General features: G+C 61.9%; 24 protein-coding genes and 2 riboswitches. Of the genes, 11 read left to right on the top strand and 13 right to left on the bottom strand.

The features are described 5' to 3' along the window. Together QTL96_RS30410 and metA are read right to left on the bottom strand one after the other, a co-directional pair. The gene (locus QTL96_RS30410) at positions 1-1,023 is read right to left on the bottom strand and encodes an aldose epimerase family protein (RefSeq protein ID WP_289730346.1); all 1,023 of its coding nucleotides are present in this window, start codon (positions 1,021-1,023) and stop codon (positions 1-3) included. Between the two features lie 136 nt (positions 1,024-1,159). Further along, positions 1,160-2,083 carry a homoserine O-succinyltransferase gene (gene metA / locus QTL96_RS30405; RefSeq protein WP_289730345.1) on the bottom strand — a complete coding sequence of 308 codons (924 nt, stop codon included), beginning with the start codon at positions 2,081-2,083 and terminating at the stop codon, positions 1,160-1,162. Positions 2,084-2,117: 34 nt separating this feature from the next. Further along, positions 2,118-2,195, bottom strand: a riboswitch (SAM riboswitch). Positions 2,196-2,346: 151 nt separating this feature from the next. Here metA and QTL96_RS30400 point away from each other — a divergent pair. Continuing rightward, positions 2,347-4,176 carry an ABC transporter ATP-binding protein/permease gene (locus QTL96_RS30400; RefSeq protein WP_112982836.1) on the top strand — a complete coding sequence of 610 codons (1,830 nt, stop codon included), beginning with the start codon at positions 2,347-2,349 and terminating at the stop codon, positions 4,174-4,176. Between the two features lie 15 nt (positions 4,177-4,191). On the opposite strand, the gene QTL96_RS30395 is transcribed toward QTL96_RS30400, so the two are convergent. Then, on the bottom strand, positions 4,192-4,815 hold the full coding sequence (locus QTL96_RS30395) for a DUF5666 domain-containing protein (protein ID WP_289730344.1): 624 nt from the start codon (positions 4,813-4,815) through the stop codon (positions 4,192-4,194). Between the two features lie 148 nt (positions 4,816-4,963). Here QTL96_RS30395 and QTL96_RS30390 point away from each other — a divergent pair, with 148 nt between their 5' ends. Next, positions 4,964-5,359: an ester cyclase gene (locus QTL96_RS30390; RefSeq protein WP_289730343.1), complete on the top strand. Its 396-nt coding sequence runs from the start codon at positions 4,964-4,966 to the stop codon at positions 5,357-5,359. Positions 5,360-5,366: 7 nt separating this feature from the next. On the opposite strand, the gene QTL96_RS30385 is transcribed toward QTL96_RS30390, so the two are convergent. The 4 genes from QTL96_RS30385 to QTL96_RS30370 form a co-directional block, all read right to left on the bottom strand. Beyond that, positions 5,367-7,190: an ABC-F family ATP-binding cassette domain-containing protein gene (locus tag QTL96_RS30385; protein ID WP_289730342.1), complete on the bottom strand. Its 1,824-nt coding sequence runs from the start codon at positions 7,188-7,190 to the stop codon at positions 5,367-5,369. Between the two features lie 3 nt (positions 7,191-7,193). Next, complete coding sequence (locus QTL96_RS30380) at positions 7,194-7,850, bottom strand: thiamine diphosphokinase (RefSeq protein WP_289730341.1); 657 nt, start codon at positions 7,848-7,850, stop codon at positions 7,194-7,196. Between the two features lie 87 nt (positions 7,851-7,937). Next, positions 7,938-8,618, bottom strand: a complete 681-nt coding sequence (locus tag QTL96_RS30375; protein WP_289730340.1) for an OmpW family protein — start codon at positions 8,616-8,618, stop codon at positions 7,938-7,940. Positions 8,619-8,700: 82 nt separating this feature from the next. Continuing rightward, entirely contained in the window at positions 8,701-9,237 is a 537-nt protein-coding gene (locus QTL96_RS30370) for a MarR family transcriptional regulator (protein WP_112942676.1), read from the bottom strand. Positions 9,238-9,353: 116 nt separating this feature from the next. Here QTL96_RS30370 and QTL96_RS30365 point away from each other — a divergent pair, with 116 nt between their 5' ends. From QTL96_RS30365 to QTL96_RS30345, 5 genes are all read left to right on the top strand, one after another. After that, positions 9,354-10,877, top strand: coding sequence for an MDR family MFS transporter (locus QTL96_RS30365; protein ID WP_289730339.1), 1,524 nt, complete (start codon positions 9,354-9,356; stop codon positions 10,875-10,877). A gap of 73 nt (positions 10,878-10,950) precedes the next feature. Beyond that, positions 10,951-11,066, top strand: a riboswitch (TPP riboswitch). Between the two features lie 80 nt (positions 11,067-11,146). Then, positions 11,147-12,127: a thiamine ABC transporter substrate binding subunit gene (thiB, locus tag QTL96_RS30360; protein ID WP_289730454.1), complete on the top strand. Its 981-nt coding sequence runs from the start codon at positions 11,147-11,149 to the stop codon at positions 12,125-12,127. Then, the gene (gene thiP / locus QTL96_RS30355) at positions 12,127-13,776 is read left to right on the top strand and encodes a thiamine/thiamine pyrophosphate ABC transporter permease ThiP (protein WP_289730453.1); all 1,650 of its coding nucleotides are present in this window, start codon (positions 12,127-12,129) and stop codon (positions 13,774-13,776) included. Before thiB ends, thiP begins: the two co-directional genes overlap by 1 nt. Continuing rightward, positions 13,769-14,485, top strand: a complete 717-nt coding sequence (locus tag QTL96_RS30350; RefSeq protein WP_289730338.1) for an ATP-binding cassette domain-containing protein — start codon at positions 13,769-13,771, stop codon at positions 14,483-14,485. Before thiP ends, QTL96_RS30350 begins: the two co-directional genes overlap by 8 nt. 241 nt (positions 14,486-14,726) lie before the next feature. Next, positions 14,727-16,271 (top strand): M48 family metalloprotease, encoded by a 1,545-nt coding sequence (locus QTL96_RS30345; protein WP_026283613.1) that lies wholly within the window; start codon positions 14,727-14,729, stop codon positions 16,269-16,271. 59 nt (positions 16,272-16,330) lie between these two features. Here the strand turns inward: QTL96_RS30345 and QTL96_RS30340 are convergent, their stop codons facing one another. From QTL96_RS30340 to QTL96_RS30320, 5 genes are all read right to left on the bottom strand, one after another. After that, on the bottom strand, positions 16,331-17,191 hold the full coding sequence (locus QTL96_RS30340) for an RNA polymerase factor sigma-32 (protein ID WP_018901866.1): 861 nt from the start codon (positions 17,189-17,191) through the stop codon (positions 16,331-16,333). A 380-nt stretch (positions 17,192-17,571) separates the two neighbouring features. Beyond that, the gene (locus tag QTL96_RS30335) at positions 17,572-18,147 is read right to left on the bottom strand and encodes a CarD family transcriptional regulator (RefSeq protein ID WP_112425590.1); all 576 of its coding nucleotides are present in this window, start codon (positions 18,145-18,147) and stop codon (positions 17,572-17,574) included. Between the two features lie 395 nt (positions 18,148-18,542). Continuing rightward, on the bottom strand, positions 18,543-18,881 hold the full coding sequence (fdxA, locus tag QTL96_RS30330) for a ferredoxin FdxA (protein WP_026283614.1): 339 nt from the start codon (positions 18,879-18,881) through the stop codon (positions 18,543-18,545). 194 nt (positions 18,882-19,075) lie between these two features. Further along, the gene (locus tag QTL96_RS30325; protein WP_289730337.1) at positions 19,076-19,480 is read right to left on the bottom strand and encodes an RNA-binding S4 domain-containing protein; all 405 of its coding nucleotides are present in this window, start codon (positions 19,478-19,480) and stop codon (positions 19,076-19,078) included. Between the two features lie 3 nt (positions 19,481-19,483). Then, positions 19,484-22,603, bottom strand: coding sequence for a helicase-related protein (locus tag QTL96_RS30320; protein WP_289730336.1), 3,120 nt, complete (start codon positions 22,601-22,603; stop codon positions 19,484-19,486). A 680-nt stretch (positions 22,604-23,283) separates the two neighbouring features. Between QTL96_RS30320 and QTL96_RS30315 the strand changes: the two genes are divergently transcribed. After that, on the top strand, positions 23,284-23,439 hold the full coding sequence (locus QTL96_RS30315) for a DUF3309 family protein (RefSeq protein WP_081619995.1): 156 nt from the start codon (positions 23,284-23,286) through the stop codon (positions 23,437-23,439). Between the two features lie 30 nt (positions 23,440-23,469). After that, positions 23,470-23,730, top strand: a complete 261-nt coding sequence (locus QTL96_RS30310) for a YMGG-like glycine zipper-containing protein (protein ID WP_018901871.1) — start codon at positions 23,470-23,472, stop codon at positions 23,728-23,730. Between the two features lie 150 nt (positions 23,731-23,880). Here the strand turns inward: QTL96_RS30310 and efp are convergent, their stop codons facing one another. Beyond that, positions 23,881-24,450, bottom strand: coding sequence for an elongation factor P (gene efp, locus QTL96_RS30305; RefSeq protein WP_018901872.1), 570 nt, complete (start codon positions 24,448-24,450; stop codon positions 23,881-23,883). A 151-nt stretch (positions 24,451-24,601) separates the two neighbouring features. Between efp and epmA the strand changes: the two genes are divergently transcribed. Together epmA and QTL96_RS30295 are read left to right on the top strand one after the other, a co-directional pair. Then, positions 24,602-25,666, top strand: a complete 1,065-nt coding sequence (gene epmA, locus QTL96_RS30300; RefSeq protein WP_289730335.1) for an EF-P lysine aminoacylase EpmA — start codon at positions 24,602-24,604, stop codon at positions 25,664-25,666. Beyond that, positions 25,663-26,730: a lysine-2,3-aminomutase-like protein gene (locus QTL96_RS30295; RefSeq protein ID WP_289730334.1), complete on the top strand. Its 1,068-nt coding sequence runs from the start codon at positions 25,663-25,665 to the stop codon at positions 26,728-26,730. The genes epmA and QTL96_RS30295 overlap by 4 nt, the downstream gene beginning before the upstream one ends. The last annotated feature ends 229 nt before the right edge of the window (positions 26,731-26,959 follow it).

Below are 26,959 nucleotides of genomic sequence, written 5' to 3'. Positions count from 1 at the left end.
TCAGCTCTTGGAGAAAATGTAGTCCGTTTCCTGGCGCAGGACTTCGCCGGGGCGCAGAACCGCGTTGGGGAAGCCCTCGTGGTTGATGGCGTCTGGCCAGATCTGGGTTTCCAGGCAGAAGCCGGCAAAGGGGCCGTATTTGCGGCCGCCGATGCCGGGCACCGGCACGTCGAGTTTGAAGGCGGCGTAGAACTGGACGCCGGGCTCGGTCGTGCGCACTTCCATCGAGACGCCGGAATAGAGGCTGCGCGCCAGAACCACGGAGCGCTTGGCGACACGTTCGGACGAGAGGCAGAAATTGTGGTCGTAGAGCGCCTGGGTGTCGCCCTCGAAGCGCTTCAGCGAGGCCATTTCGCGGAAGTCGAAGACCGTGCCTTGCACCGGGCGGATTTCGCCGGTCGGGATCTGGCGCTCGTCAGTCGGAAGATAGCTGTCGGCTGCGATCATGATGTCGTGGCCAAGCGTGTCGTCGCGGCCGTCGAGATTGAAATAGGCGTGCTGGCAGACATTGGCGATGGTCGGCTGGTCGCTCGTCGTCTCGTAGACCACCGAGAGTTCGCCATCGCCATGCACGCGGTAGGTGACGAGGATGGTGCAATTGCCGGGATAGCCGCCGCGGCCATCGGCATCGACGATCTTCAGAACGACGCGGTCGCTGTCATGCTCGACGATCGTCCAGTTGCGCAGCGCGATGTTCTCGAAGCCTCCATGCAGGTGGCTGACGCCGTTTTCGTTGAGGTCGAGCTGATAGTTATTGCCGTCGATCGTGAACTTGCCGCCGCCGACGCGGTTGGCGTTGCGGCCGGGCGTCGCGCCGAAATAGGCGGAATGGGCGGGATAGCTGTCGAAATCATCAAAGCCGAGGGTGAGCGGTGCATCATGGCCTTCGAGCCTGAGATCCTGGATGACGGCGCCCCAGGTGATCACCTTGGCGGTTAGCCCGCCGCCCGATATTTCGACGCGATGGACGGTCTCGCCCGTCTTCGTCGTTCCAAAAACGTCCCGCTTCAATCCATCCGCCATCCTGTTTCCTCCCCGGTTCGCGTCCGCAATTTCGCGAGGGAACCTGCTCTCAATTGAATGAAATCGCAACCGCCGCGATATAAAAAACAAACGCCGCCGGTCAGGTCCGGCGGCGTATCATGCAAAGCGAAAAGTCTCAGCCGTCCTCGCCAATATCTTCCAGATTGTACGGCGTCGTCTGGTAGATTTCGTTGATCCAGTTGCCGAAAAGCAGATGCGCGTGGCTGCGCCAGCGGTTCTGCGGCGGGATCGACGGGTCGTTGTGCGGGAAATAGTTGTGCGGCATCTTGATCGGAACGCCGGCATTCACATCGCGAAAATACTCGTCGCCGAGCGATGTCGAATCATATTCGACGTGATTGAAGATATAGAGCCGGTTGCCCTTCTTCTCGTGAACGAGGCAGATGCCCATCTCGCTCGATTCCATCAGGATTTCCAGCGTGTCGGATTTTTCGATATCGGCGCGGCGCACTTCCGTCCAGCGCGAGACCGGAACCTCGAAATTGTCGGAGAAACCATTCAGGTAGACCGACGACGGCTTGAGGTTCTTGTGGCGGTAGACGCCGAATGCCTTTTCCGTCAGCGCGTGCTTCGGAATATCGTGGAAATGGTAGATCGCGGCCATCGCACCCCAGCAGACATTCATCGCGGAGTGCACGTTGGTGCGCGTCCAGTCGAAAATCTGCTGCATTTCATCCCAATAAGTAACGTCTTCGTATGGAAGCGTTTCGATCGGCGCGCCTGTGATGATGAAGCCGTCGAACTTCCGGTGTTTGATCTCCTCCCAGGTCTGGTAGAAGGAGAAGAGATGATCTTCCGAGGTGTTCTTCGCCTTGTGGTTCCCGACGCGAACAAGCGACAGCTCGACCTGCAGCGGCGAGGCGCCGATGAGGCGCGCCATCTGGATCTCGGTCTTGATCTTGTTCGGCATGAGGTTCAGAAGCCCGATCTGCAGGGGGCGAATGTCCTGACGGATCGCGGCCGTCTCGGTCATCACGCGCACACCTTCCTGAACCAGGGTTTCAAAGGCGGGCAGGGTATCGGGGATCTTGATCGGCATGGCGGTCACTCGATGAAAAAACGAAAATATCGCTATCGGTCCGCACGCGGCCCTTTAGCAACTTCTTTAACGTGGCTGCAAGCCGGCCGGCCAAATCACCACGGAGCGCTCTAAATAGACCCAGTCAGGCCGCGAATCAATGACCGATACGCGGCGTCACCTATTTGCCGAGGTAACTCGCGCATTACCTGATGCTAGAAACTGTTGCTGGACAGGCTGACTCACGGTGCTATTCAGGTGCTACATACGCGTAAGGAAGCATGATGGCAGAGGACGTCAAAAGCAGACCGAGCATCCAGGGGCAGGACCGGGTAGGGTATGATCTCAGCCTGATCTTCCGGCTCAAGGTGATGTTTTCGGCATTCTGGCATTCCAGGGTGCGTGCGCCGGTGCTCATTCTCTCGACGGCGCTGATCGGGATTATTCTGGCGACAGCCTATGCCACTGTTATCCTCAACCAGTGGAACGCGCCATTTTACGACGCCATCTCGCGGCGCGACCTGCCGGGGTTCTTCCACCAGCTGAAGATTTTCGCGCTGATCGCCGGCATGCTGCTGCTGCTCAACGTGGTGCAGGCCTGGTTGAACCAGATGACGGCGCTCTACATGCGCGAGGGGCTGACGCGCGACCTCGTCGACCAGTGGCTGCAGCGTAAGCGGGCGCTCAGGCTCGCCTCCAGCGGGCTGATCGGTGTCAATCCGGACCAGCGCCTGCATGAGGACGCTCGCAATCTGGCGGAAAGCACGACCGGGCTCGTCATCGGCCTGGTGCAATCGACGATCCTGCTGGTGAGCTTCATCGGCGTTCTCTGGGAGCTGTCAAGCGGCTTCGTCTTCCGCTTCGGCGAATACGCCTTTTCCATTCCGGGCTATATGGTCTGGGCCGCGATCTTTTACGCCGCGTCCGCCTCGGTGCTCAGCCAGCTTGTCGGGCGCAAGCTCGTCAAGCTCAATGCCGATCGTTTCTCCAAGGAAGCCGAGCTGCGTTTCGCGCTGATGCACGCCAACGAGAACATTCCAGCGATCACGGCTGCGCGTGGCGAGGAGAACGAGCGGGGGCGGATCAACACCGACATCAGCGCCGTTCTCGCCGTCATCAAGAAGCTGGCGATGGCCAACGTCAATCTGACCTGGGTGTCGGCTGGTTACGGCTGGCTCGTCGTCGTCATTCCGATCATCGTGGCCGCACCCGCCTATTTCTCCGGTGGCCTCACCTTCGGTCAGCTGATGATGTCGGTCGGCGCCTTCAACCAGGTCAATACGGCGCTGCGCTGGTACGTGTCCAACTTCGGCCCGATTGCCGAGTGGCGCGCAACCTTGATGCGCGTCACCGATTTCCGCCAGGCCTTGACCACCATGGGCGACGATGTCGATCTCAAGGAAACGATCGCCTATGAGCGCAGCGCGCCGGGTACGCTGACGCTCGAGGATGTGACCATCGCTACCAAGATGGACGAGGAGATCGACCAGTGCGGCGGCTTCCGCCTGCATGAGGGCAGCGTCACCATCAAGGCCGGCGAGAAGGTGATGATCAACGGCGATCACAACGTCAATCGCAAGCTGCTGTTCCTGGCGATGTCGGAACTGTGGCCGTGCGGCAGCGGCAAGATCGGCCTGCCACCGACAGACGACATGCTGTTCGTGCCGCAATCGGCCTATATTCCGGGTGGTACTTTGCGCGAAGCGCTGGCGTTTCCTGCTGCCGCCGACACCTACAAGAACGATGATGTGGTGGCGGCGCTCGAAAAGGCGGGGCTACACAATCTCGTTGCCCGCCTGGACACGCGCGCGCGCTGGGACAAGCTGCTCGATGCCGATGAACAGCGGGCTATCGGCTTCGCTCGGCTGTTGCTGGTGCGGCCGCAATGGATGGTTTTCGACGAAGTGCTCGAGGGCATGGAGCCCGAATGGCAGTCGACGATGATGAAGGTGCTCGAGGCGATGCCGGATGCGACGATGATCTATATCGGCCGCTCCGACGCCTATATCGAGGCCTTCCATCCGCGCGTGCTGCATCTCGAAGCGCTTGCCGCCAAGCCCGACGAAAACAAGGTTGCGGACAAGGCGCCGAACACGCCGGCGCCAGCACTCTGATCGCTTCGACCGGGATCACATCGGCGGGACGATGCCGTTGGTGCCGACCGTGACCTGTGCCGCGGAGACCGTTCCGTCCGCTGCCTTCTCGCCCATGACGATGACATGCGCGCCCGGCGTCAGGTCCGACTTATGCGCGGCGGTGAAGGTCACGATCGGCGTATCGTCTGATATCGAGATGGTCTTTTCCTTGCCCTGATAGGTCAGCGTCACGGTGTGGCCATCGACGGATTTGACCGCCTTGGCGACGGTCGCGTTGGTCATGCTGCTGTTGGGCTTCAAATCCCAGGGGCGGCTGCCTTCGCCGGTGCCTTTCATGGCAGCCGGAAAGATCAGCACCTCGAGCGCGCCATCGCCGCCGTTCTGTTTGGGCAGCGAGGCGATGCCGACGAAATCGCCGGGCTTGATGTCCTCGACCGACGCCTTCTTGATGCCGCCGACCTTCCATTCCGGCTTCAGCGCAATGGTCTGATCGGCGCCCTCGCGGGTCTTGACGACGAGCGTGTCGCCGGAAAGGCTGGCGATATCGCCACGGACGCGCACGCGCTGCGCATCAGCCGCCGATGTGATCTGCGACGTGCTCAGAAGAATGCCGACGGCAAGCGCCGCGGCATGGCTGGTAATCAGATAGCGAGACATGGGTTTTCTCCTCTTGGCTCCGGGGGCGGGAGCCTTTGGGAGCTTAGGCACGAGGTCTCGACGCTGGCCAATCAATGAAATGTGAGGGTTTCCGGCTCGGCGACGGGAACTATCTGGCAGGATATCGCCAATGGGCAGGAGTGCTCGAATGCCGGAGACAAGACTTGCTGACGTATATCGCGCCTATATCGACTGCCTGAATTCCCAGGATTGGGAAAGCCTCGGCACCTATGTCGGGCAGGGCGTGCGCTATAACGGCCAAATGGTTGGCCTCGATGGCTATCGGCAGGCGCGTGAGGCCGAGTTTTGCGCGATACCCGACCTCCATTTCGACGTTCAGATTCTGATCGCCGATGACACCACGGTGGCCAGCCGGCTGAATTTCGACATCAGCCCGCAAGGCACATTCCTCGGCCTGCCCGTCAACGGCAGGCGAATCTCGTTTTCCGAGAACGTGTTCTACGAATTTGCCGAGGGCAAGATCGCCAACGTGTGGTCGATCGTCGACAAGGCGGCGATCGAGGCTCAGCTTTCGGCGGCGTAGAGGGCGATCAGCCCTCCAGCTCTTCCCGGAGCATTTCGAGTTCCAGCCACTCTTCTTCCATCTTCACCAGGCTGTCGCGGAATTTCTCCATCTCGGCGGCCAGGCGATTGAAGGTCGTGGGGTCCTTGGAGAAGAGGTTGGGGTCGGCCATCTTTTCCTCGCGCTTGGCGATCTCGGCTTCGGCCTTGGCCATCTCCTTGGGCAGGTTTTCGAGCGCGAACTTCTGTTTGAAGGAGAGCTTTCCCTTGCCCTTCGGCGCTTCGGCGGTAGGGGCCGCATCCTGCGCTTTCGCCTTCTCGGCTTTCTCCGCCTTCTTGCGCTCGTCGGCAGCACCCTTGCGCTGCGCCAGCATGTCGGAATAGCCGCCGGCATATTCGATCCAGCGGCCATCGGGCGCATCGGGAACAGCGGGCGCGATGGTCGAGGTCACGGTGCGGTCGAGGAAGTCACGGTCGTGGCTGACGAGGATGACGGTGCCCGGGAAGCCGGCGACGACCTCCTGCAGCAGGTCCAGCGTCTCGATGTCGAGGTCGTTGGTCGGTTCGTCGAGGATCAGCAAGTTGGACGGCCGCGCCAGCATGCGGGCGAGCATCAGGCGGGCGCGTTCGCCGCCAGAGAGGTTCTTGATCGGCGTGCGGGCCTGCTCCGGCTGGAACAGGAATTCCTTCATGTAGCCGGTGACGTGGCGCTGCTCGCCGTTGACAAGCAGGTTCTCGCCGCGTCCGTCGGTCAAGTAGTGCGCCAGCGTGTCCTCGGGGTTGAGGTCTTCACGCTTCTGGTCGAGCGTGGCGATCTCCAGATTGGTGCCGAGCTTGATGATGCCGGTATCGGGCGCCAGCTGGCCGGTCAGCATTTTCAGGAGCGTCGTCTTGCCGGCGCCGTTCGGGCCGACGAGGCCGATGCAATCGCCGCGATGGACGCGGATCGAAAACGGCGTGACGATCGGGCGCTCGCCATAGGTCTTGGTGATCTTGTCGGCTTCGATGACGAGCTTGCCGGATTCCTGCGCGTCGGAGACGGTGGCCTGCACGGTGCCCTGCGGACCCTTGTGGCCGCGATAGCTGGCGCGCATCGTCTGCAGCTCGCCGAGGCGGCGCATGTTGCGCTTGCGGCGCGCTGTAACGCCATAGCGCAGCCAGTGCTCCTCGCGCTCGATCGCCTTGCCGAGCTTGTGCTGTTCCATTTCCTCGGCCTCCAACACCTGGTCGCGCCAGGCCTCGAAATGCGCGAAGCCGCGGTCGAGGCGGCGCGAGGTGCCGCGGTCGAGCCAGACGGTGGCGGTCGAGACTTTTTCGAGGAAGCGCCTGTCGTGCGAGATCAGCACCAGCGCGCTGCGGGTCTTCTGCAGCTCGCCTTCCAGCCACTCGATGGTGGGGAGATCGAGATGGTTGGTCGGCTCGTCCAGGAGCAGGATGTCGGGCTCTGGCGCGAGAACGCGGGCAAGCGCCGCGCGGCGCGCTTCGCCGCCGGAGAGGTTCTTCGGGTCTTCCTCGCCGGTGAGGCCGAGATGCGACAGAAGATACGTGACGCGGTAGGGATCGTCGCCCGGCCCGAGGCCAGCTTCCGCATAGGCCTGCACCGTGTTGTAGCCGGCGAAATCGGGCGCCTGCTCGAGATAGCGCACGGTCGACGACGGATGGCGGAACACTTCGCCGGACTGCGCCTCGACCATGCCCGCGGCGATCTTCAGGAGCGTCGACTTGCCGGAGCCGTTGCGGCCGACAAGGCAGATCTTGTCGCCGGGCTCCACCTGCAGGGCAGCACCCGCCAGAAGCGGCGCGCCGCCGAAGCTCAGGAAGATATCGTCGAGTTTAAGGATAGGGGGCGCCAAAAATCAGACTCCGGAAAGATCGTAAGGGCGGGCGAGCACGATGGCGCGGCCGCTTTCAAGCGAGAAGCGCACGGGGCCTTCCGCGACATTGGAAATGGTGCGCGACGAGCCGAAGGGCAAATGGAAATCGCTGAGCGGGTAGCGGGCGTTCTCGATAAAGAGGCCGTTGAGCTCGCTGAAGGCGGGAACGGAAAACAGGCTGTTCTTCGGCAGATCGAGCGTGATGCTGCCGGCGATCAGCGGCACGGCTTCCTCCGTGCCCGAGGTGAGCAGCACATCGAGGCCGGTTTCGGCGAGGCTGACGGCGTAGAGCAGGTGCTGCAGCGCGTGGTCTGAACGGTCGCCTGAGAGGGCGCCCACGAGGATAAGCCGCGTTGCGCCGCGGGCGATCGCCTCAGACACGGCGATCTCGCCATCGGTGGCGGCCTTGGCAGCGGGGTAGGGTTTTCTCGGGATATCGGAGAAAGCGGCCGTCAAATCATCCGGCGTGGAATCGAAATCGCCAACCCAGAGCTCCGGCCTGACATCGAGCGCCAGCGCGTGCCGCATGCCACCATCGGCCGCGATGAAACGGCTGCCGGATACGGCGGCGCGAAGGCGCTCCGTCATGTGCAGCTCGCCGCCGAGCAGGATGGTGAAGGTGGATTGGCTCATGGGCATTGCCCATAGCGCAAAGCGGAGGAAAAGGGAAAGGGCGCGGACATGGTTTGTCCGCGCCCTCAAGCGTTTCTCGGCGAAAGACCGCGCTTAGAACCGGTAGGTCACACCGGCGCCGATCAGCCAGGGATCGAGCTTTGCCTTGCCGGTCATGTCGGTGCCGCCGACGTTCACGTTGAAATCGGGACGCAGGAAGATCTTCTTGACGTCGACGTTGAGGCCCCAGTGCTCGTCGAACATGTAGTCGAAGCCGGCCTGGAGCGCGACGCCGAAGGTGTTGTCGATATCGAGGCTCTGGGCGCTCTTGCCCTTCTCGTTGTAGAAGATGGTGTAGTTCAAGCCGGCGCCGACATAGGGCTTGAAGTTGCCGAAATCGTTGAAGTGATACTGCAGCGTGACGGTCGGCGGCAGCAGCCAGGTCTTGCCGACCTTGCCGAGCCCGTCGATCGAGCCTTCGCCGGTGACGTTGGCGAAGGTCGTGCCGAGAATGAGTTCGGCGGCGATGTTGTCGGTGAAGAAGTAGGTGACGTCGAATTCAGGAACGACGGTGTCCGAATAGGAGAGATCCGATCCCGCGACGCCGCCAACGTAGCCGGAATCCTGGGTGATAACGCCTAGCGCGCGCAGGCGGATCATCCAGGGGCTCGGGCCCTGCGTTGCTTCCTGAGCCGCGGTCGGCTGGGTCAGGTCGGCGGACATAGCCGGAAATGCGGCGCTGGCGAGGGCGGCGGCAGCAAAAATGGCTTTGAGTTTGAAATGGCGGGGGTTCACTGATTCTCTCCTGAATTTTACGTCCAGCAGAGCTTTAGGAAATGACGCCAATCAATAGATTGATTCAGATCAATTCGTGCGCTTATTTTGACAGGCTTGGCGCAGGTGGCAGGTTCTTGTCCTTGACGGCGAACACGCGCTCGAAACCACCCATGAACTTGTCGAACAGCCCGGCGAAGGCTTCCGCCTCTTCCGCCGACCAATCGGCAATCACGTCCTTGATAATGGCGAGCTTCTGGGCCTTCAGTTCCTGCAGGAGCCGCTGACCGAAAGGCGTGACCTCCACGAGGATGCGCCTTGCATCCTGCTGCGAGGCGGCGCGCTGCAGGACGTTTCTGCCCACCATATCGGCGACGATGCGGCTGGCGCGCGAGGGGTCGATGCGCATGGCCTCGGCTATGGTGCCGACAGTGACCTCTCCCTGTTCGGAGGCGCGCATGACGGCATCGAGCACGTCGAGATGCGAGAGCTCGATATCCGGCGCCACCTTGGCGATGGCGAGGCGGGCGATGAGGCGCCGCCCCGTTATCATCCGCATACGGGTCATGCTTTGCCCGATATGCACGATGTCCTCAATCGCGGCGTCCGGCTCGCGGGTTTCTTCTGCGGTGTCATTCATGTGTGGGACGATAGCAGGAACTGTCGCGCAAGAAAACATGCCGATGTCATTTATGTGACATTGACATTTATATGCTGATAGCACATAAATGCGACGAAACCCTGAAAGATCACCCGATGAACATGCAAGTTGCCGTGCAGCCCCTGGTCACGGATCCCCGTCGCCGGCTCATTCTCTTTCTTTTCCTGATGGCCGCGCTTTTCATGGCCACGCTCGACAACCAGATCGTCGCCACCGCGCTTCCCACCATCGTCGGCGAGTTCGGGCAGATCGAGCGGTTCGGCTGGATCGGCTCGGCCTATCTCCTTGCCGTCAGCGCCGTCATGCCGCTCTACGGCAAGCTGGGAGATCTCTTCGGGCGCAAATACGTGATGATGGCGGCGATCATCATCTTCACCGTGGGCTCGACGCTGTGCGGCTTGGCCGTGTCGATGGATACGCTCATCGCGGCGCGCGTGCTGCAGGGGCTCGGCGGCGGCGGCATCATGGTGTCGATCTTCGCCGTCAATGCGGATCTCTTCGAGCCGCGCGAGCGGGCGAAATACCAGAGCTATTCCAGCCTTGTGCTGATGGCATCCGGCGCCATTGGTCCTGTCCTCGGCGGCGCGATGAGCGATCTGTTCGGCTGGCGCTCGATCTTTCTCGTCAATGTGCCGATCGGCGCGATCGTGATCGCCGGGCTGGCCTTCATGCTGCCCTATCGCAAGCCGAACCGCCGCCCGAAGATCGATTACGCCGGCGCGCTGCTCTTGGCGATGACCACAAGCTGCATCGTGCTTGCCGCCGATGGCAGCCAGCTTTTCGGCTCGCTGGTCGCGCCGGGCAATCTTGCGATCATCGCGCTCGGCATCGTCTGCGCCATTGCCTGGGTGCTGGTGGAGCGGCGCGCCGCTGAGCCGATCGTTCCGTTGTCGCTGTTTCGTAACCCGACATTCGGCCTGCTCTTGGTCATGTCGGTCATGAGCGGCGCGATCGGTATCGGCATGGTCAACTACTTCGCACTGTTCCTGCAGACGACCACAGGCCTGTCGCCATCGGCGGCCGGTGCGCTCTTCATTCTGCTCACCGGCGGCATCGTATGCGGCTCGCTGTCGGCCGGGCGGTTCATTTCGGCGACGGGACGCTACAAGCCGTTCGCCGTCGCCAGCCTCTCCTTCGGCACTGTCGCCTTCGCGCTGCTGTCGCAGGTGCATGCCGGAACACCCGTGCTGATCATCGGCGCGATCATGGCGGTGCACGGCATCGGTATCGGCCTCGCGCAGCAGGTGCCGATCATCGGCGTGCAGAACGCGGCGCCTGCCCGCGATGTCGGGGCGGCGACCGGATCGGTAACGCTGTCGCGCATGGGCGGAGCCTCGATCGCCATCTCCATCTACGGCGCGATCATCGGCTCGCAGCTCGGTCGGACGGGAGCGTCCATCCCCGGCGTTGAGAATATCGAGCAGCTGACGCCGAAGATGATGGCGGCCTTGCCGGAAGCCGCGCGCCAGGCGGTGGCAGATGCCTATGCCAGCGCCTTCGTGCCATTGTTCCTGACCTCGTGTCTCATTGCCTTCATCGGCCTGCTCGCGGCACTGATGCTGAAGCCGGTGCAATTGCCGCGCACCGGTGCGGCGCCCGCAAAAGCGGCCGCCGAATAGCCGACGAATCTGCCTGACGAACCCTGGCCGACGTCCGCTCTTGCCAGACGCCGGCTACGGATATACACCTTGCGACGCTCTAACGGGGTGCCTCGTATCTTCAGGATGCTTGGCTGAGAGGCTTGCAAAAGCCAACCCGCGGAACCTGATCCGGCTAACACCGGCGGAGGGATTAGACGCGTGACACCAGGCACCGCCCTTTTCCCCTTCAATGAACCTAGAGGAGAGGTGTCATGACCCATTTCAAGACCTATGCGCTCGGCGCTGCCATGCTGTTGGCGGGCTTTTCGGCAACGGCAGTACACGCCGCCGACAAGACGCTCACCATCTACACCTATGAGAGCTTCACTTCCGAATGGGGTCCCGGTCCCAAGGTAAAGGCCGCGTTCGAGAAGACCTGCGGCTGCACGGTCAACTTCGTCAGCGTCGCGGATGGCGTGGCACTGCTGTCGCGTCTGAAGCTCGAAGGTGCCGGCACCAAGGCCGATGTCGTGCTCGGCCTCGACACGAACCTCATCACGGAAGCCAAGGCCACCGGCTTGTTCGATGCAAGCGGCGTCGATACCAGCGCGCTAAAGGTCCCCGGCGGCTTCAAGGATGATGTCTTCGTGCCCTATGACTACGGCCATTTCGCCGTGATCTACGACACGCAGACAATCAAGACGCCGCCGGCGAGCTTGAAGGAACTGGTAGACGGCGATCCCGCGCAGAAGATCGTTATCGAGGATCCCCGCACCTCTACGCCGGGCCTCGGCCTGCTGCTCTGGGTCAAGTCGGTCTATGGCGACCAGGCGCCGGAAGCCTGGGCCAAGCTCAAGAAACGCGTGCTGACGGTGACGCCGGGCTGGTCGGAGGCCTATGGCCTGTTCACCAAGGGCGAGGCGCCGATGGTGCTCTCCTATACGACGTCGCCCGCCTATCACATGGTTTCGGAAAACACCGATCGTTACCAGGCAGCGGCATTCTCCGAAGGGCATTACATCCAGATCGAGGTTGCCGGCCTCCTGAAGAATGCGCCGGACAAGGCGCTGGCGCAGGACTTCCTGAAGTTCATGGTGACATCAGGCTTCCAGGACACGATCCCGACCAACAACTGGATGATGCCGGTGTCGAAGACCTCGGAACCGCTGCCGGATGCTTTCGGCAAGCTTGTCAATCCGTCGAAGACCTTCCTAATGAGCTCGGATGAGGTTGCCAAGAACCGCAAGGCCTGGATCGACGAGTGGCTGGCCGCCATGAGCATGAATTGATGCTTCTTGCGCCGTCCGAAAGACGATACGCGCTGGCTGGCGGGGCGCTTAGCCTCGCCGCGATCATCGTCTTCGTGACGGTCGCGACGCTGTCCCTGCTGATCTCCACCGATGGCATGCCCGTCGGCGCGATCGTTTCCGATCCATACATCCTGCGCGTTCTGCGCTTCACGCTTCTGCAGGCGGCGCTTTCGACGCTGCTGTCTGTCGTGCTGGCCATTCCGGTCGCACGGGCGCTGGCGCGGCAGCCGCGATTTGTCGGTCGCATCTGGATCATCCGGCTCATGGCGGTGCCGATGGGGCTGCCGGTGCTGATCGGCGCGCTCGGCCTGATCGGTATCTGGGGCCGGCAGGGCGTCGTCAACACGATGCTGTCATGGGCGGGGATCGATCAACCCGTCAGCATCTATGGGCTGTCGGGCATTCTGCTCGCGCATGTGTTCTTCAACCTGCCGCTCGCCTGCCGGCTGATGCTGGCGGCGCTGGAGCGGGTGCCGGGCGAATACTGGCTGGTGGCGAGCGGCCTCGGCATGCGGCCGGTTTCCGTCTTCCGCTTCATCGAGTGGCCGGTGCTGCGCTCCGTCATACCGGGCGTGGCGGGGCTGATCTTCATGCTCTGCGCCACCAGCTTCACGCTGGTGCTGATGCTCGGCGGCGGACCGGCGGCGACCACGATCGAGGTGGCGATCTACCAGTCGCTGCGCTTCGATTTCGATCCCGGCCGCGCCGTGGGCTTGTCCCTGCTGCAGATCGCGCTGACGGCCGTGGTGCTCGGCATTCTGTCGCTGCTGCCGGCATCAGGAGATGCGGGGCTGACGGCGGGCCGCACGATCCGGCGGCCCGATGGCACGCTGTTCGGTGCATGGATCGCCGATCGCGCGCTTCTCACGCTGGCGGTGCTGTTTCTCGGCCTGCCGCTGCTTTTCGTCGTCATCGCCGGCCTGCGCGCCGATCTAGTGAAGCTCGTCGGCGAAGCGATCTTCTGGAGGGCGCTTGCCACCAGCGGCGTGATGGCGCTCTCGTCGGCCCTGCTGTCGCTCATTCTGTCGATGCCGCTTGTGCGTGCGCGCCATACGCTTTCGCTTGAGAAGAGAGCACGGCGCGGCGCGGGGTCCTTCCTTGCCGCCATGGGTGCGGCCTCGTCCCTCGTGCTGCTCTTCCCGCCCATCGTTCTCGCCACGGGTTGGTTCCTAGCGGCGCGTGATGTCGGTGACGTCAATGTCGTGGCGCCGGTGCTCGTCGTCGCCATCAACGCGCTGATGGCGATGCCCTTTGTCGTCAGGGTGCTGGAGCCGGCCTATGCAATCCACCAGCGCCGTACGCAGCGGCTGAGCGCGAGCCTCGGCATCTCCGGCCTCGCCAAGCTGCGGCTGATTTCGTGGCCGGATCTGCGCAAGCCGGTGCTGACGGCGCTCTCCTTCGCCATGGCGCTGTCGCTGGGCGATCTCGGTGCCGTCGCGCTGTTCGGTTCGGATAGTTTCGTGACGCTGCCATGGCTGGTCTATTCCAGCCTCGGGAGCTATCGCACCAATGATGCGGATGGGCTGGCGCTGATCCTCGGCGTGATCTGCCTGCTATTGACGATTTCGGGCACGATGGGCTCGGGGCTGGCGGATGAACCGAAGCGGGAGGCGCTATCGCATGACTGATGCCATCGAGATGCGCGGCGTGACGCTGCGGCTGGGCCAGAATTCATTCCTGTTCGATTGCGCGCTGCCTGAGGGCGCCGTCATTGGCGTCACCGGCGCATCGGGCGCGGGCAAGTCGACCTTCCTCAATCTGCTGGCCGGTTTTGACACGGCGGATGCAGGTCAGATCCTGTTTGACGGGAAGAATATCGGCCATCAGCATCCGGCGGAGCGGCCCGTGTCGCTGGTGTTTCAGGACAACAACCTCTTTGCGCATCTCGATGTCTTCACCAATATCGGGCTCGGCATCCATCCGGCGCTGAAACTTGGCGATGCCGATCGGCGGGCGATCACGTCGGCGCTCGAGAAGGTCGGGCTGTCAGGCTTTGAAAAGCGGATGCCGGCGACGCTTTCCGGTGGCGAGCGGCAGCGGGTGGCCTTTGCCCGGGCGCTGGTGCGTCAGCGCCCCATCCTTTTGCTCGACGAGCCCTTCGCCGCGCTCGATCCAAGCTTGCGGCGCGACATGGCGGGGTTGCTTCTGGCCATGCACCGCGACAGCGGCAACACTGTCGTGATCGTGTCGCACGATGCCGACGAGATCAGGCGGATTGCCGACTATGCGATTTTCATCGACCAGGGCAGGGTCGCGGTGGCGGCGCCGATCGACCGGTTTTCGACCGGCGAGAACAATTCCGCGCTGCGGCAATTTCTGCGGATCGACGAATCTTAACAAGACAACGGCACTTTCGCCATAATTTGCGGCGACCCAGAGAACTCCTTAACCACGTTAGGCTTGCTAAAGTATAAAGCCGCCATATTTAGGCAGAGTCTCGCTATGCAACCGATGCGGAAATCAGCTAAAGCAAAGACTTGGGCCCTCGATTGTGCACTGCGGAAACGGGGGCGTACGCCTGTTGAACCTTGATGAAGACGACCGGGGCGCCATGACGGCGAGCCGGCCGAGAAGCGCGATGACTCGGAGAGCCAGACTGGACCGCATGACGACGTGGAAACTGCCCGCGCCTTCCAGTGATGTGTTCTTCGCAGCGTGCCGCTGGGCGCGACGGGCGTCGATCCTGTCCGCCTCCACCGTGGCGCTCTACGGCTGTCAGTCGGCGCTCGAACAATCCTATCAGCCCAGTGTCGGCCCTTCCTCCAATCCGCAGATTGTCGACGAGGTGCAGAAGAACGATCCGCGTGCCGCCATGGGCGCGCGCGAGCACCCGCGCATCGTGGCCAGCTATGGCGGCGAGTATAAGGACGCCAAGACCGAGCGTCTGGTGGCGCGTATTGCCGGCGCGCTGACGGCAGTGTCGGAAAATCCGAGCCAGTCCTATCGCATCACCATCCTGAATTCGCCCGCGATCAACGCATTCGCGCTGCCTGGCGGCTATCTCTATGTCACGCGCGGTCTTCTGGCGCTTGCGAACGATGCGTCGGAAGTGGCGGCCGTGCTGTCGCACGAAATGGGCCACGTCACCGCCAATCACGGTATCGAGCGGCAGAAGCGCGAAGAGGCGGAAGTGATCGCCAGCCGCGTCGTCGCCGAGGTGCTTTCGAGCGATATCGCCGGCAAGCAGGCTCTGGCGCGCGGCAAGCTGCGCCTAGCCGCTTTCTCGCGCCAGCAGGAATTGCAGGCCGACGTCATCGGCGTGCGCATGCTCGGCGAAGCCGGCTACGATCCTTATGCCGCCAGCCGCTTCCTCGATTCCATGGCCGGCTACAGCCGCTTCATGTCTGTTGATCCCGATGCCGACCAGAGCCTGGACTTCCTGTCCAGCCATCCGAACTCGGCGCAGCGCATCGAGCTTGCGCGCGACCACGCCCGTGCCTTCGGCCAGGAGGGCAAGGTCGGCGATACCGGGCGCGGATATTATCTCGACGGCATCGATGGCCTGCTCTACGGCGATAGCCCGGAAGAGGGTTACGTTCGCGGCCAGACCTTCCTGCATGGTGGTCTCGGCATCCGCTTCGACGTGCCGCCGGACTTCAAGATCGACAACAAGGTCGAGGCGGTCATGGCGACCGGTCCCGGCGATATCGCGATCCGCTTCGATGGCGTGGCCGACAATCAGAACCAGTCGCTGACCAATTATATCTCAAGCGGCTGGGTCACCGGGCTCGATCCGTCGACCATCCAGCAGATCACCGTCAACGGCATGGAGGCGGCCACCGCGCGCGCCAGTGCCGATCGCTGGGATTTCGACGTGACTGTCGTGCGCAACAACTCGCAGATCTTCCGCTTCCTCACGGCCGTGCCGAAAGGAAGCACCGCGCTGCAATCGACCGCCGACGTGCTGCGCTCCAGCTTCCGGCGCATGACGCCGGCCGAGGCCGCGTCGCTGAAGCCACTCCGGGTGCGTGTGCTGACGGTGCAGCCTGGAGATAACATCACCACGCTTGCGGCGCGGATGATGGGGACGGATCGCAAGCTCGATCTGTTCAAGCTGATCAACGCCCTGCCGACCGGTGCCTCGGTGGCACCCGGCGATCGTGTGAAAATCATCTCGGAATAAAAAGAGGCCCGGCTTGCGCCGGGCCAGTTGCATCACTGGGGAGTAATCTCGAGGATGTCTTAATGCGCGGCCATGTACGGGTCGGCGCTGACGAGCGCTGTCCGGAGCTTTTCCATGGCGCGGCTTTCGATCTGGCGGACGCGCTCCTTGGAGATGCCGAGGTCGGCGCCGAGCTCTTCCAGCGTCGCACCATCTTCGGCAAGGCGGCGGGCGCTGATGATCTTCATCTCGCGTTCGTTGAGATGGGTGAGCGCGGAAGCCAGCCACACGCGGCGGCGTTCGCCGTCGATCATGTTGGTGACCTGTTCATCGGGCAGAGGCTCGTTGCTGACGAGGAAATCCATCTTCTCGGCGCTGTCGGCATCGCCAGACACCGATGGTGCCTGCAGCGACGCGTCGTTGCCGGAAAGGCGTGCATCCATGGTCTGGACGTCGGAGAGGCTGACGCCGAGTGCTGCCGCGATTTCCTGGTGGATCGACTGTAGCGTCAGCTGCGTGTCACCCTTGGCGAGCTTGGCGCGCAGGCGGCGAAGATTGAAGAACAGCGCCTTCTGAGCCGAGCTGGTGCCGCCGCGCACGATCGACCAGTTGCGCAAGATGTAATCCTGGATCGAGGCGCGGATCCACCAGCTTGCATAGGTGGAGAAGCGGACATCGCGCTCCGGCTCGAAGCGGGCGGCTGCTTCCAGAAGGCCGACATAGCCTTCCTGGACGAGGTCGCTCATGGGAAGTCCGAAGTTGCGAAATTTCGCGGCCATGGAAATGACGAGGCGCATATGCGCCATTGCGATCTGGTTGCGTGCCCCGCGGTCGTCGTTGTGCTTCCAACGGACAGCGAGGTCATGTTCTTCCTCGCGGGCAAGATAGGGAGCCGCCATGGCGATCTTGATCATGCGCCGGTCTGCAGACATGTTCTTCATATCGGTCTCCTGAGTTCAGACTTTTAGCCCTGAAAAAGGGCAAACAAGGCTTGCTTCCGGACATTGCGGACCGGATCAAATTCATGGCTGGAAGATATGAAGGCCTCTAACTCTGGACGTCTCAGAGAGAGGCCCTAGTTACTGCTATGTGCTGGTTATGCCGCGAGCCCAGACCGTTTTCTTCACGTTGCCAAATCGGCAATTTGTAGAAGGCATGATCCGCTCCTCGTCGCATCCTGACATGAAAACCGGACCTCCAGCGAAATTGCTTTCTCCCGGAAGTCCGTGGTGACAGTGTGTAAACGCGCGACCGTGGAAAAGGTTCCAATAAAAAAACCCGGCACGATGGCCGGGTTTTTTGGTGAGAAGAAAGCCTGAGATCAGGCTGCTTCTTCCTCTTCTGCTTCGTCTTCTTCCACAGCCTTGCCGCGCTTCGGACCCTTGTTCAGGTTCGTTTCGACGAGGCGGACGGCTTCGGTTTCCGAGAGCTTGTTGACGGCGGCGATTTCGCGCGCCATGCGGTCAAGCGCTGCTTCGTAAAGCTGGCGTTCGGAATAGGACTGTTCCGGCTGGTTTTCGGCACGATAAAGGTCGCGAACGACTTCAGCGATCGAGATCAGGTCGCCGGAGTTGATCTTGGCATCGTATTCCTGCGCGCGACGGGACCACATGGTGCGCTTGACGCGCGCCTTGCCCTGCACGACCTTCAAAGCACGCTCGACGAAATCCGTCTCGGAAAGCTTGCGCATGCCAATGCTCATGGCCTTTGCGACCGGCACTTTCAGGCGCATCTTGTCCTTCTCGAAATCGATAACGAAAAGTTCGAGCTTCATCCCGGCAACTTCTTGCTCTTCGATGGCGGTGATGGTACCGACTCCATGAGCGGGGTACACGATCGATTCACCGGTCTTGAAACCATGGCGGGCTGCTGAAGGCTTTTTCTGCTGGATCGTCATTCTTGTCAAAAACTCCCTGTTACGCTTCCGGCCAAGGCCGGAGCCGGGTCAGTCAGGCCCGGATGAGACGGTCGGATCCGTCGGGTGACTTTACTTCTGGTCCCACCGGGAAGAAGCAAGCATATTCAGACACGCAATCTTGGGGCGTGACAGCTCAAGATGATGATATGTCACGGAAATCGCGCTTGGATTTGTTTGCTTTCGTGGTGGTTTGGGGCATCCTTGATGCCGCAAAAGGAACAGTGTGTGAAAGTTACCACAAAAATATGAGGAAATCAATAATTTACTGCGTATGAGTCATGCGGGCAACACATGTCGCCCCCATAAGTCATGCATATCCGCCGTGAGATTGGGCAGATTCCGCCCCTGTCTCAGACTATAGTATCAACGGGCGATCAATCGCCGGCGCCGGGCTTTTCCGAGAAGTATTTCTCGAACTTTCCGGTCTCGCCATCCACGTCCTTGGCGCCGTCCATCGCGTCCTTCTTGACGGTGATGTTGGGCCAGATGCTGGCGAACTCGGCATTGATCTTCAGCCACTTGTCGAGGCCCGGTTCGGTATCCGGCTTGATCGCCTCGGCGGGACATTCCGGCTCGCAGACGCCGCAGTCGATGCATTCGTCAGGATTGATCGCGAGGAAATTCTCGCCTTCATAGAAGCAATCAACGGGGCAGACTTCAACGCAATCGGTATATTTGCAGCGAATGCAGTTGTCGGTCACGACATAGGTCATGAAGAACTCCAGGATTTTCACGCAGACGGGGCCGGGCAACCTGGAACGTCGCGCCTTTCCCCTGGCCGGAGACGGACATGACCAGTCTTGGGAACCGCCACGCCATCCGGCAAGTTGCTTGTGAAGTATCGGCTTTAGTGCCGGATTTCAAGGATAAAGAAAGCGCGAAAGCGTCGAGTTTGGAGACGGATTTTCTAATCGTCGTCGGACATCAGGCGGTCGATTGCGCGGCGCTCTTTCTTGGTCGGGCGTCCAGCGCCCGTATCGCGCGTCGCCTGCTCGTAGGGCGTCAGCTGTTTGCGGTCTTGCGCGGAGGGTGAGATGTCGTCGTAGAGGAGGCGGGCCTCCTCGAAAGGGCCGCGCCGCGCGCCACCCGCTTTGACGACTAGAACGAACTCGCGGCGGTCGAGCGAGAGCTCGATCTTGTCACCGGTCTTGATCTGGTGACTTGGCTGGGAAACGCGCTCGCCGTTGATGCGCACATGCCCGGATTGAACATGGGCCTGCGCCAGCGAGCGCGATTTGATCATGCGCGTGAAGAACAGCCACTTGTCGATGCGCTGGCGCGAACCGCTTGATGGCTGTGTCTTCTCGCTCATCGATTACTTCTTCATCTGCTCCTTCAAGGCAGCGAGCTTTGCGAAGGGCGAATCCGGATCGACCGGCTTTTCCTTGCGCGGGGGCTTTGCCTCGAAGCGCAGCGGCTGGGAGCCGCCACGGTTGTTGTTGCGGTCGTCGCGACCCTTGCCGCCACGGTCCTGACGGTCGCCGCGCTGGTCGTTGCGGCCCTGGTGCGGCTTGCCGCCGTCCTTGCCGCGGTTCTGGCGGTTACCGTCGCGGTTCTCGCCTTCGCCGCCCTGGCGACGATGGCCGTGGCCACGATCCTGGCGATCACCCTGGCGCTCGCCACGCTCCTGACGCTCACCCTGGCGTTCGCCGCCACGGCGTTCGCCATGGCCGCGTGCCTGGCGCTGGTTGCCGTCGGTGCGGCCACCAAGACGCCAGAGCAGAACCGGCTTCGGCTCTTCGGCTTCGGCAGCCGGCGCTTCAGCTGCGGGTGCAGCGTCGGTAGAGGCTTCGGTCGCGGTCGTTTCAGCGATTGGTGCTTCAGCGGCGGGCGCTTCGGCGGTTTCGGCAGCCGGTGCTTCCGCAGTCGTTTCGTCAGCAGGGGCGCTGTCGGCGTCGTCGTGCTCGGCCGTTTCAGCGGCGGCGTCAGCGGTTGCTTCCGTCGTAGCTGTTGCGGCAGGCGTCGCGGCGGCGTCCTGTGCTGCCAGATAGGTGGCTGCTTCCTCGGCCTTTACGGCGTCGGCGCGGTAGCCAAGACCCTTCAGGATCTCTTCCATGTCCTCGAGCGTAGCGCCGAGAATGGAGAGCATTGCCGTGGTCGTGGTGAAGCGGCGGCCGTCATAGGCACCCTCTGGGCGGTTCGGCTGACCCGGCTTCCACTGCAGCAGCGGACGGATGATGTCGGCCAGGCGCTCGAGGATATCGACGCGAACGGCGCGCTTTCCAAGGAAACGGAAACCCGCCAGCTTGTAGAAATTGCGCTCATAGCTCGGATCGGTGACGACAGAGGTACGGCCGGCGGCCAGAACCGGAATGAGGTCGCCGTAACCCGGCTTGTCGAGACCGTCGTTCTTCAGCGCCCAGAGCAGCGTGATGAGCTCGGCCGGAGCCGGCTTCAGGAGCGCTGGAACGAAGATGTGGTAGGCGCCGAAGCGAACGCCGTAACGGCGCATCGAGGCGCGCGCGTCCTGATCCAGCGACTTGACCTCTTCGGTCACGTCGCGACGGAAGAGCACGCCGAGATTTTCCACCAGCTGGAACGCCAGACCCTTAGCGAGGCCCTGCAGGTCTTCAGCGCGCGACAGATCGTCGAGCGGCTTCAGCACGGTCGAGATGTGGTGATTGACGAAGCGTTCCAGGCGGGCGGCGACGTGGTCGCGCGCATTGCCGGTCAGCTGTTCGTCGGCAAGCAGGATCAGGCGCGGACGCATGATGTGCTCGGTGCCCGCCAGACGTGCCACGGGATCGCCGAGCCAACGGATCGAGCCGTCGGAACCGATCGCCAGATCGCCGTTGCCGGACGCGTGAATACGCGCCGCGCGGGCTTCGAATTCCAAAGCAAGCGCCTTTTGCGAAGCAGCCTGGACAGCCTTCGCGTCCGGACCATCCGCTCCCGATACAGGCGTGAACCGGAAACCCGACAACTGCCCTACATGATGTCCTTCTACGAAGACATCGCCATTTACACTGATTTCAGCTTCCAGCATCGCATTCTCTCTCAGGCGCTTCATGAGCACAGATGTCCTGCGATCAACAAAGCGTTTCGTCAACCTTTCATGTAACGCATCGGACAATCGATCTTCGATTTCCCGCGTCTTTTCCTGCCAGTGTGTCGGATCGGCAAGCCAGCTGGGCCGATTCGATACATAGGTCCACGTCCTTATCTGCGCGATTCGCGCCGAAAGCGTGTCAATTTCACCGTCAGTTCGATCTGCGCGGTGCACTTGTTCGGCAAGGAAATTCTCATTTACCGTGCCATAGCGCACGAGATCGGAAAAGAGGGTCGCGATCAGATCGGCGTGCTGGGCCGGCGTAATGCGCCGATAATCCGGCAGCGCGCAGGCCTCCCATAGCTTTTCGACCCTCGCAGGGGTATCCGCCAGATCGCGGATCTCGGGATAGCGCGACAGCTGCTCCAGCGCCTGCTGGTCGACAGCCGGCAGCGCGCGCGTCAGGCCGGGCACGCGTGGCCCGGTTTCAAGGCTGGCGCGAAGCGTCTGGATCGACTTGAAATCGAGGTCCGTGGTGCGCCACTGCAGCACCTTGACGTTGTCAAAGTGGTGGCCCTCGATGCGGCCGACCAGCTCCTCGTCGAACGGATCGACATGGCCCGTCACACCGAATGTACCGTCGCGCAGATGGCGTCCGGCGCGTCCGGCGATCTGGGCAAGCTCGGCGGGATTGAGATTGCGGAACTGGTAGCCGTCGAACTTTCGGTCCTGGGCGAAGGCGACATGGTCGACATCGAGGTTGAGCCCCATGCCGATCGCGTCCGTCGCCACCAGATATTCGACGTCGCCTGCCTGGTAGAGCGCGACCTGGGCATTGCGGGTGCGGGGGCTCAGCGCGCCGAGAACGACGGCCGCGCCGCCGCGCTGGCGGCGGATGAGCTCGGCGATCGCATAGACCTCATCGGCCGAAAAGGCGACGATGGCGGAGCGCTGCGGCAGGCGGGTAATCTTCTTCTGGCCGGCGTAAAGCAGGTGCGACAGGCGCGGACGCTCGACGACGGTGATGCCGGGAAGCAGATGCTGGAGGATCGGCCGCATGGTGCCTGCGCCGAGCAGTAGCGTTTCGTCGCGACCGCGCAGATGCAGGATGCGGTCGGTGAAGATGTGGCCGCGCTCGAGATCGCCGGCGAGCTGCACTTCGTCGATGGCGACGAAGGCGGCCTTGGTTTCGCGCGGCATCGCTTCGACGGTGCAGACGGAGTAGCGTGCATTCGGCGGCGAGATCTTCTCCTCGCCGGTCACCAGGGCTACGTTGTGGACACCAACCTTTTCGCAGACACGGGTATAGACCTCGCGCGCGAGCAGGCGCAGCGGCAGGCCGATGATGCCGGTACCGTGGGCAACCATCCGCTCGATGGCATAATGGGTCTTGCCTGTATTGGTTGGACCGAGCACCGCGGTCACGCCGCGCCCACTCAGTATCATCGGCTGCGATGTCAGTGTCTTTGTCCTGCAGACGGGGCGGGGGTGCCCCGGGGGTAAAACCAAGCTCCTGATCCGAAGCAGACAAACAAATGGACAGCCGTTGGCGCAAACGCAAGGGCTGATTTCAATTTCACCGGCGGATTTTAGCTCTCGCGAATAGCTTGTGGAATGCTCGCATAACGATTCGGAACAGCAGTAGAACGAATCGGAGACGAATCGCTGACTCCCGATGATTCAGGGTTTGTTCACTGCTAAGTATTGATTTTGAATCACTTTTTCCCACCAGATGCTGAATCGGATGATTCTCGCTTGGCGTGTACAGGCTTTTTTGTTCGGCGGATAAGGAAGGGGCGTGTAGCGGTGACTTCGGTTCCGCCCGAAATGTAAAAAATCCGTTTCGAAGCGGGCTCGATCAAATCCGGAACAAAGGGAAGACGAATCAGCGACTTTGCCGGCTTCCCGGTTTGTTCACGACAACCTATTGTGTTTTATGGAAATTTTAACCATAGGCGCAAATGCGCCTTTGGCGCCGCGCCTCGGCAGCGTCGACGCGAGGATGCCAGATGACGTCGGCTTGCCTGCTGAAAAATATTGTCCTGTTGGAAAAAATCGGCGGAACCAAAAGCCGGCTTACGTGTTTCTCGCTCATTCAAACTCGAAATGCGCTGAGGTCACGGGATATGCTTGGAACCATACTACTCATTATCCTTATTCTGCTTTTGCTCGGAGCTCTGCCGAATTGGGGCTATAGTCGCAGCTGGGGCTATGGACCTTCTGGCGGTTTGGGCCTAGTTCTCGTCATTATTATCATTCTTGTACTCATGGGCCGTATCTAAGCGCCCGAAAAACCTGGGAGAAATGTCATCATGATGAAGAAGATTGTACTCATCGGCGCCCTGGTCGGCGCGCTCGCATCCTGCACGGCCACGGAACAAGGCACCGCGATCGGCGCCGGCACCGGCGCTGTCATCGGCGGCGCGGTCAGCCACAGCTGGGGTGGCGCGGCGGTCGGCGCCGTTGCCGGTGGTCTCGCCGGCGCGCTCATCGGCCAGTCGGTCGAACGCCGCGGCTACTGCGTCTACCGCGACCGCTACGGCCGCCGCTACGAAGCACGTTGCCCGCGCTAAAGGCTTTGGCCTGAGCGATCAGGTCTACGGATAAGAAAAGGCGTCGGTTTTCCGGCGCCTTTTTTGTTGTCTTGTAGTTGGGAAAGACTGCCAAAGAAAAAGGCCGCATCGCGGGGCGATACGGCCTTTGAAGCTTCGGTCGGCGCCGGATTAGTTCTTGGCGCGCTCGACGTAGGAGTTGTCTTCGGTCGCGATGACGACGCGGGTGCCGGCGTCGATGTGCGGGGGAACCGAGGTGCGGACGCCGTTGGAGAGCATAGCCGGCTTATAGGAAGACGATGCCGTCTGGCCCTTGACGACCGGCTCGGTTTCGGTGATCTCGAGTGTCACATGGCGCGGCAGCTGCAGCGCGAGCGCTACACCTTCGTGCATGGACAATATGCAGACCATGCCTTCCTGCAGGTAGGCCTTCTGGTCGCCCATGGTTTCGACGTCTACGACGACCTGGTCATAGGATTCCGGGTTCATGAAGTGGAAGCCTTCGCCGTCCTCATAGAGGAACTGGTGGTTGACGTCTTCCACGAAGGCGCGCTCGACCTGCTCGGTCGTGCGCCAGCGCTCGGAGACCTTCACGCCGTCGACGATGCGGCGCATGTCGACCTGGGTGACCGGCGTGCCCTTGCCCGGGTGGAAGTTGTTGGCCGTCAGAACGACGTAGAGCTTGCCGTCCACATCGAGGACGTTGCCCTTGCGGACGGAAGAGGCGATGACCTTGACCATAAGAGTTCCTTGTAACTCGGCTTTTGGCGTCGTAGAGGACTGTCGAAATGGCCCCAGAGACGCAATCAGGTGTTCTTTGGGGGCGCAACTAACCTAAAATCCGGCAAATAGCCAGCCCTTGCGTTGGTTGATCCGGTCAGGACAGCATTCGATGAAACCCTCGATCGCCAAAGCGTCTCCCTGGTGGACGCCCAGTGTGCATGCCGACCGCCGACCGTTCCTGATCGGACGCAACCGGATTCAGGCGGCTCTGCGCGGCTATTTCGCCCGCGAGGACTTCATCGAGGTGGATACGGCGACACTGCAGGTGTCGCCTGGAAACGAGGCGCATCTGCATGCGTTTGCCACCGAGGCGCTGACCACGGATGGGCAGGCCGCACCTTTTTATCTGCACACCTCGCCAGAGTTCGCCTGCAAGAAGCTGCTTGCCGCCGGCGAGGAGCGCATCGCCTGCTTCGCGCATGTCTATCGCAACCGCGAGCGCGGGCCGCTGCACCATCCCGAGTTCACCATGCTCGAATGGTATCGCACCGGCGAGAGCTATGAGAGCCTGATGATGGACTGCGTGCGCATCGTAGCACTTGCGGCTGAGACGATGCAGACGACGATGCTGAGCTACCGCGAGACTAACTGCGATCCCTTCGCCGGGCCGGAGCGCCTGAGCGTCGCCGAGGCGTTCCGCCGCCATGCCGATATCGATCTTTTGGCCTCCGTCAGCGCCGATGGATCGACCGACCGCGAGCATCTGGCGGCCGAGATGCGGCGCAACGGCATGCGCGTCGCCGAGGACGACCAGTGGGCCGATCTCTTCAGTCGGGTTTTGGTCGAGAAGGTCGAGCCGCATCTTGGCATGGGGCGCGTGACGATCCTCGACGAGTATCCGGTCTGCGAAGCAGCCCTTGCGCGGCCATCGGCTGCCGATCCCCGTGTGGCCGAGCGCTTCGAGGTCTATGCCTGCGGCGTCGAGCTGGCGAATGGCTTCGGCGAGTTGACCGATCCCGTCGAGCAGCGCCGCCGCTTCGAGATCGAGATGGCGGAGAAGAAGCGGATCTATGGCGAGACCTATCCGATTGACGACGACCTGCTCGACGCGTTGGCAATCATGCCCGATGCCAGCGGTATCGCGCTCGGCTTCGACCGGCTGGTGATGCTGGCAACGGGTGCGAGGCGGATCGATCAGGTGCTGTGGGCGCCGGTTGCGGAGTACGGGCAGTGACGATCACCCGGCCGATCAAGACGGTGGACGAGCTCGCCAATGCCGGGCTCATCGCCGATCGCGATCGCGATCGCGACCGCGAGGCGCTGGACGAGGTCGCGGCGCGTTATGCGATCGCGGTAACGCCTGACATGGCGCGGCTGATCGACCATAACGATCCCGAAGATCCGATCGCGCGCCAGTTCGTGCCCGATGCCGCCGAGCTCGTGATGACGCCGGAGGAGCGGGCCGATCCGATCGGCGATCACGCCCATAGCCCCGTCGATGGCATCGTTCATCGCTATCCGGATCGCGTGCTTCTGAAGGCGGTGCATGTCTGTCCCGTCTATTGCCGCTTCTGTTTCCGGCGCGAGATGGTGGGGCCGCAGGGGTTGGGGACGCTCGATCCGGCCGCGATGACAGCCGCCTTCGATTATATCCGGGGCCATGAGGCGATCTGGGAAGTCATCCTCACCGGCGGCGATCCGCTGGTGCTGTCGCCGCGCCGGCTGCGGGATATCCTCGAACAGCTCAAAGATATCGATCACGTCAAGATCGTGCGCTTTCACAGCCGTGTGCCTGTCGTCGATCCCGAGAGGATCGACGGGGCGCTGATCGAGGCGTTGAAGGCGAGCGGCAAGACCACCTATGTCGCGCTGCATGCCAACCATCCGCGCGAGCTCACGACCGAGGCGCGCGCCGCTTGCGCCCGGCTCATCGATGCCGGCATCGTCATGGTCAGCCAGTCGGTGCTGCTCAAGGGCGTCAACGACGATCCCGATGTTCTGGCGGAGTTGATGAAGGCCTTCGTCGAGACGCGGGTGAAACCCTATTATCTGCATCACCCTGATCTCGCGCCGGGCACCAGCCATTTTCGGCTCTCGGTGGAAGAGGGGCAGGCGATCGTAGCTTCCCTGCGTGGCCGCATCTCTGGATTGTGCCAACCGACCTATATTCTGGATATTCCCGGTGGATATGGCAAAGCCGATATCGGCCAAAACGCGATCCGCAGAAACGCGGAGGGTTGCTATTCGGTTTCCGACTACAACGGACAAGAGCATATCTACCCGCCGCGCGGGAGTTAACTGTTCCGTTCTTCGTTTCATTTCAGCACTTGGGTTCATCCGTGCTTGGGCAAAGCGTTGTTTAAGCTTTTCCCGCAAAGCAATGATCCGATTTGCTTTATCTCTACTGATCAGCCGAAGACGCTAAATTCTTAGCTTTTCATCATGGCCAGATTTAACCACATGCCTTAGCGGAATATTGGGTTTTCCTCCTTAAAAGCACCTCCATGACAGGGCGATGAGCGCCCGC

The organism is Rhizobium sp. S163 (genome assembly GCF_030380805.1).
Classification (GTDB): domain Bacteria; phylum Pseudomonadota; class Alphaproteobacteria; order Rhizobiales; family Rhizobiaceae; genus Rhizobium.
Note: the sequence above shows the minus strand (reverse complement) of the source record. Positions and strands in the feature narration are given on the sequence as shown.

Excerpts from the sequence above, each read along its gene's own strand:
- epmA (WP_289730335.1), top strand. The coding sequence starts at position 24,602 with ATGAAACCCTCGATCGCCAAAGCGTCTCCCTGGTGGACGCCCAGTGTG.
- fdxA (WP_026283614.1), bottom strand. The coding sequence starts at position 18,881 with ATGACCTATGTCGTGACCGACAACTGCATTCGCTGCAAATATACCGAT.
- thiB (WP_289730454.1), top strand. The coding sequence starts at position 11,147 with ATGCTGTTGGCGGGCTTTTCGGCAACGGCAGTACACGCCGCCGACAAG.
- QTL96_RS30315 (WP_081619995.1), top strand. The coding sequence starts at position 23,284 with ATGCTTGGAACCATACTACTCATTATCCTTATTCTGCTTTTGCTCGGA.
- efp (WP_018901872.1), bottom strand. The coding sequence starts at position 24,450 with ATGGTCAAGGTCATCGCCTCTTCCGTCCGCAAGGGCAACGTCCTCGAT.
- QTL96_RS30335 (WP_112425590.1), bottom strand. The coding sequence starts at position 18,147 with ATGACGATCCAGCAGAAAAAGCCTTCAGCAGCCCGCCATGGTTTCAAG.
- QTL96_RS30370 (WP_112942676.1), bottom strand. The coding sequence starts at position 9,237 with ATGAATGACACCGCAGAAGAAACCCGCGAGCCGGACGCCGCGATTGAG.
- QTL96_RS30380 (WP_289730341.1), bottom strand. The coding sequence starts at position 7,850 with ATGCCCATGAGCCAATCCACCTTCACCATCCTGCTCGGCGGCGAGCTG.
- QTL96_RS30395 (WP_289730344.1), bottom strand. The coding sequence starts at position 4,815 with ATGTCTCGCTATCTGATTACCAGCCATGCCGCGGCGCTTGCCGTCGGC.
- QTL96_RS30400 (WP_112982836.1), top strand. The coding sequence starts at position 2,347 with ATGGCAGAGGACGTCAAAAGCAGACCGAGCATCCAGGGGCAGGACCGG.
- QTL96_RS30350 (WP_289730338.1), top strand. The coding sequence starts at position 13,769 with ATGACTGATGCCATCGAGATGCGCGGCGTGACGCTGCGGCTGGGCCAG.
- thiP (WP_289730453.1), top strand. The coding sequence starts at position 12,127 with ATGCTTCTTGCGCCGTCCGAAAGACGATACGCGCTGGCTGGCGGGGCG.
- metA (WP_289730345.1), bottom strand. The coding sequence starts at position 2,083 with ATGCCGATCAAGATCCCCGATACCCTGCCCGCCTTTGAAACCCTGGTT.
- QTL96_RS30325 (WP_289730337.1), bottom strand. The coding sequence starts at position 19,480 with ATGAGCGAGAAGACACAGCCATCAAGCGGTTCGCGCCAGCGCATCGAC.
- QTL96_RS30310 (WP_018901871.1), top strand. The coding sequence starts at position 23,470 with ATGATGAAGAAGATTGTACTCATCGGCGCCCTGGTCGGCGCGCTCGCA.
- QTL96_RS30365 (WP_289730339.1), top strand. The coding sequence starts at position 9,354 with ATGAACATGCAAGTTGCCGTGCAGCCCCTGGTCACGGATCCCCGTCGC.
- QTL96_RS30390 (WP_289730343.1), top strand. The coding sequence starts at position 4,964 with ATGCCGGAGACAAGACTTGCTGACGTATATCGCGCCTATATCGACTGC.
- QTL96_RS30340 (WP_018901866.1), bottom strand. The coding sequence starts at position 17,191 with ATGAAGAACATGTCTGCAGACCGGCGCATGATCAAGATCGCCATGGCG.
- QTL96_RS30345 (WP_026283613.1), top strand. The coding sequence starts at position 14,727 with ATGACTCGGAGAGCCAGACTGGACCGCATGACGACGTGGAAACTGCCC.
- QTL96_RS30410 (WP_289730346.1), bottom strand. The coding sequence starts at position 1,023 with ATGGCGGATGGATTGAAGCGGGACGTTTTTGGAACGACGAAGACGGGC.
- QTL96_RS30320 (WP_289730336.1), bottom strand. The coding sequence starts at position 22,603 with ATGATACTGAGTGGGCGCGGCGTGACCGCGGTGCTCGGTCCAACCAAT.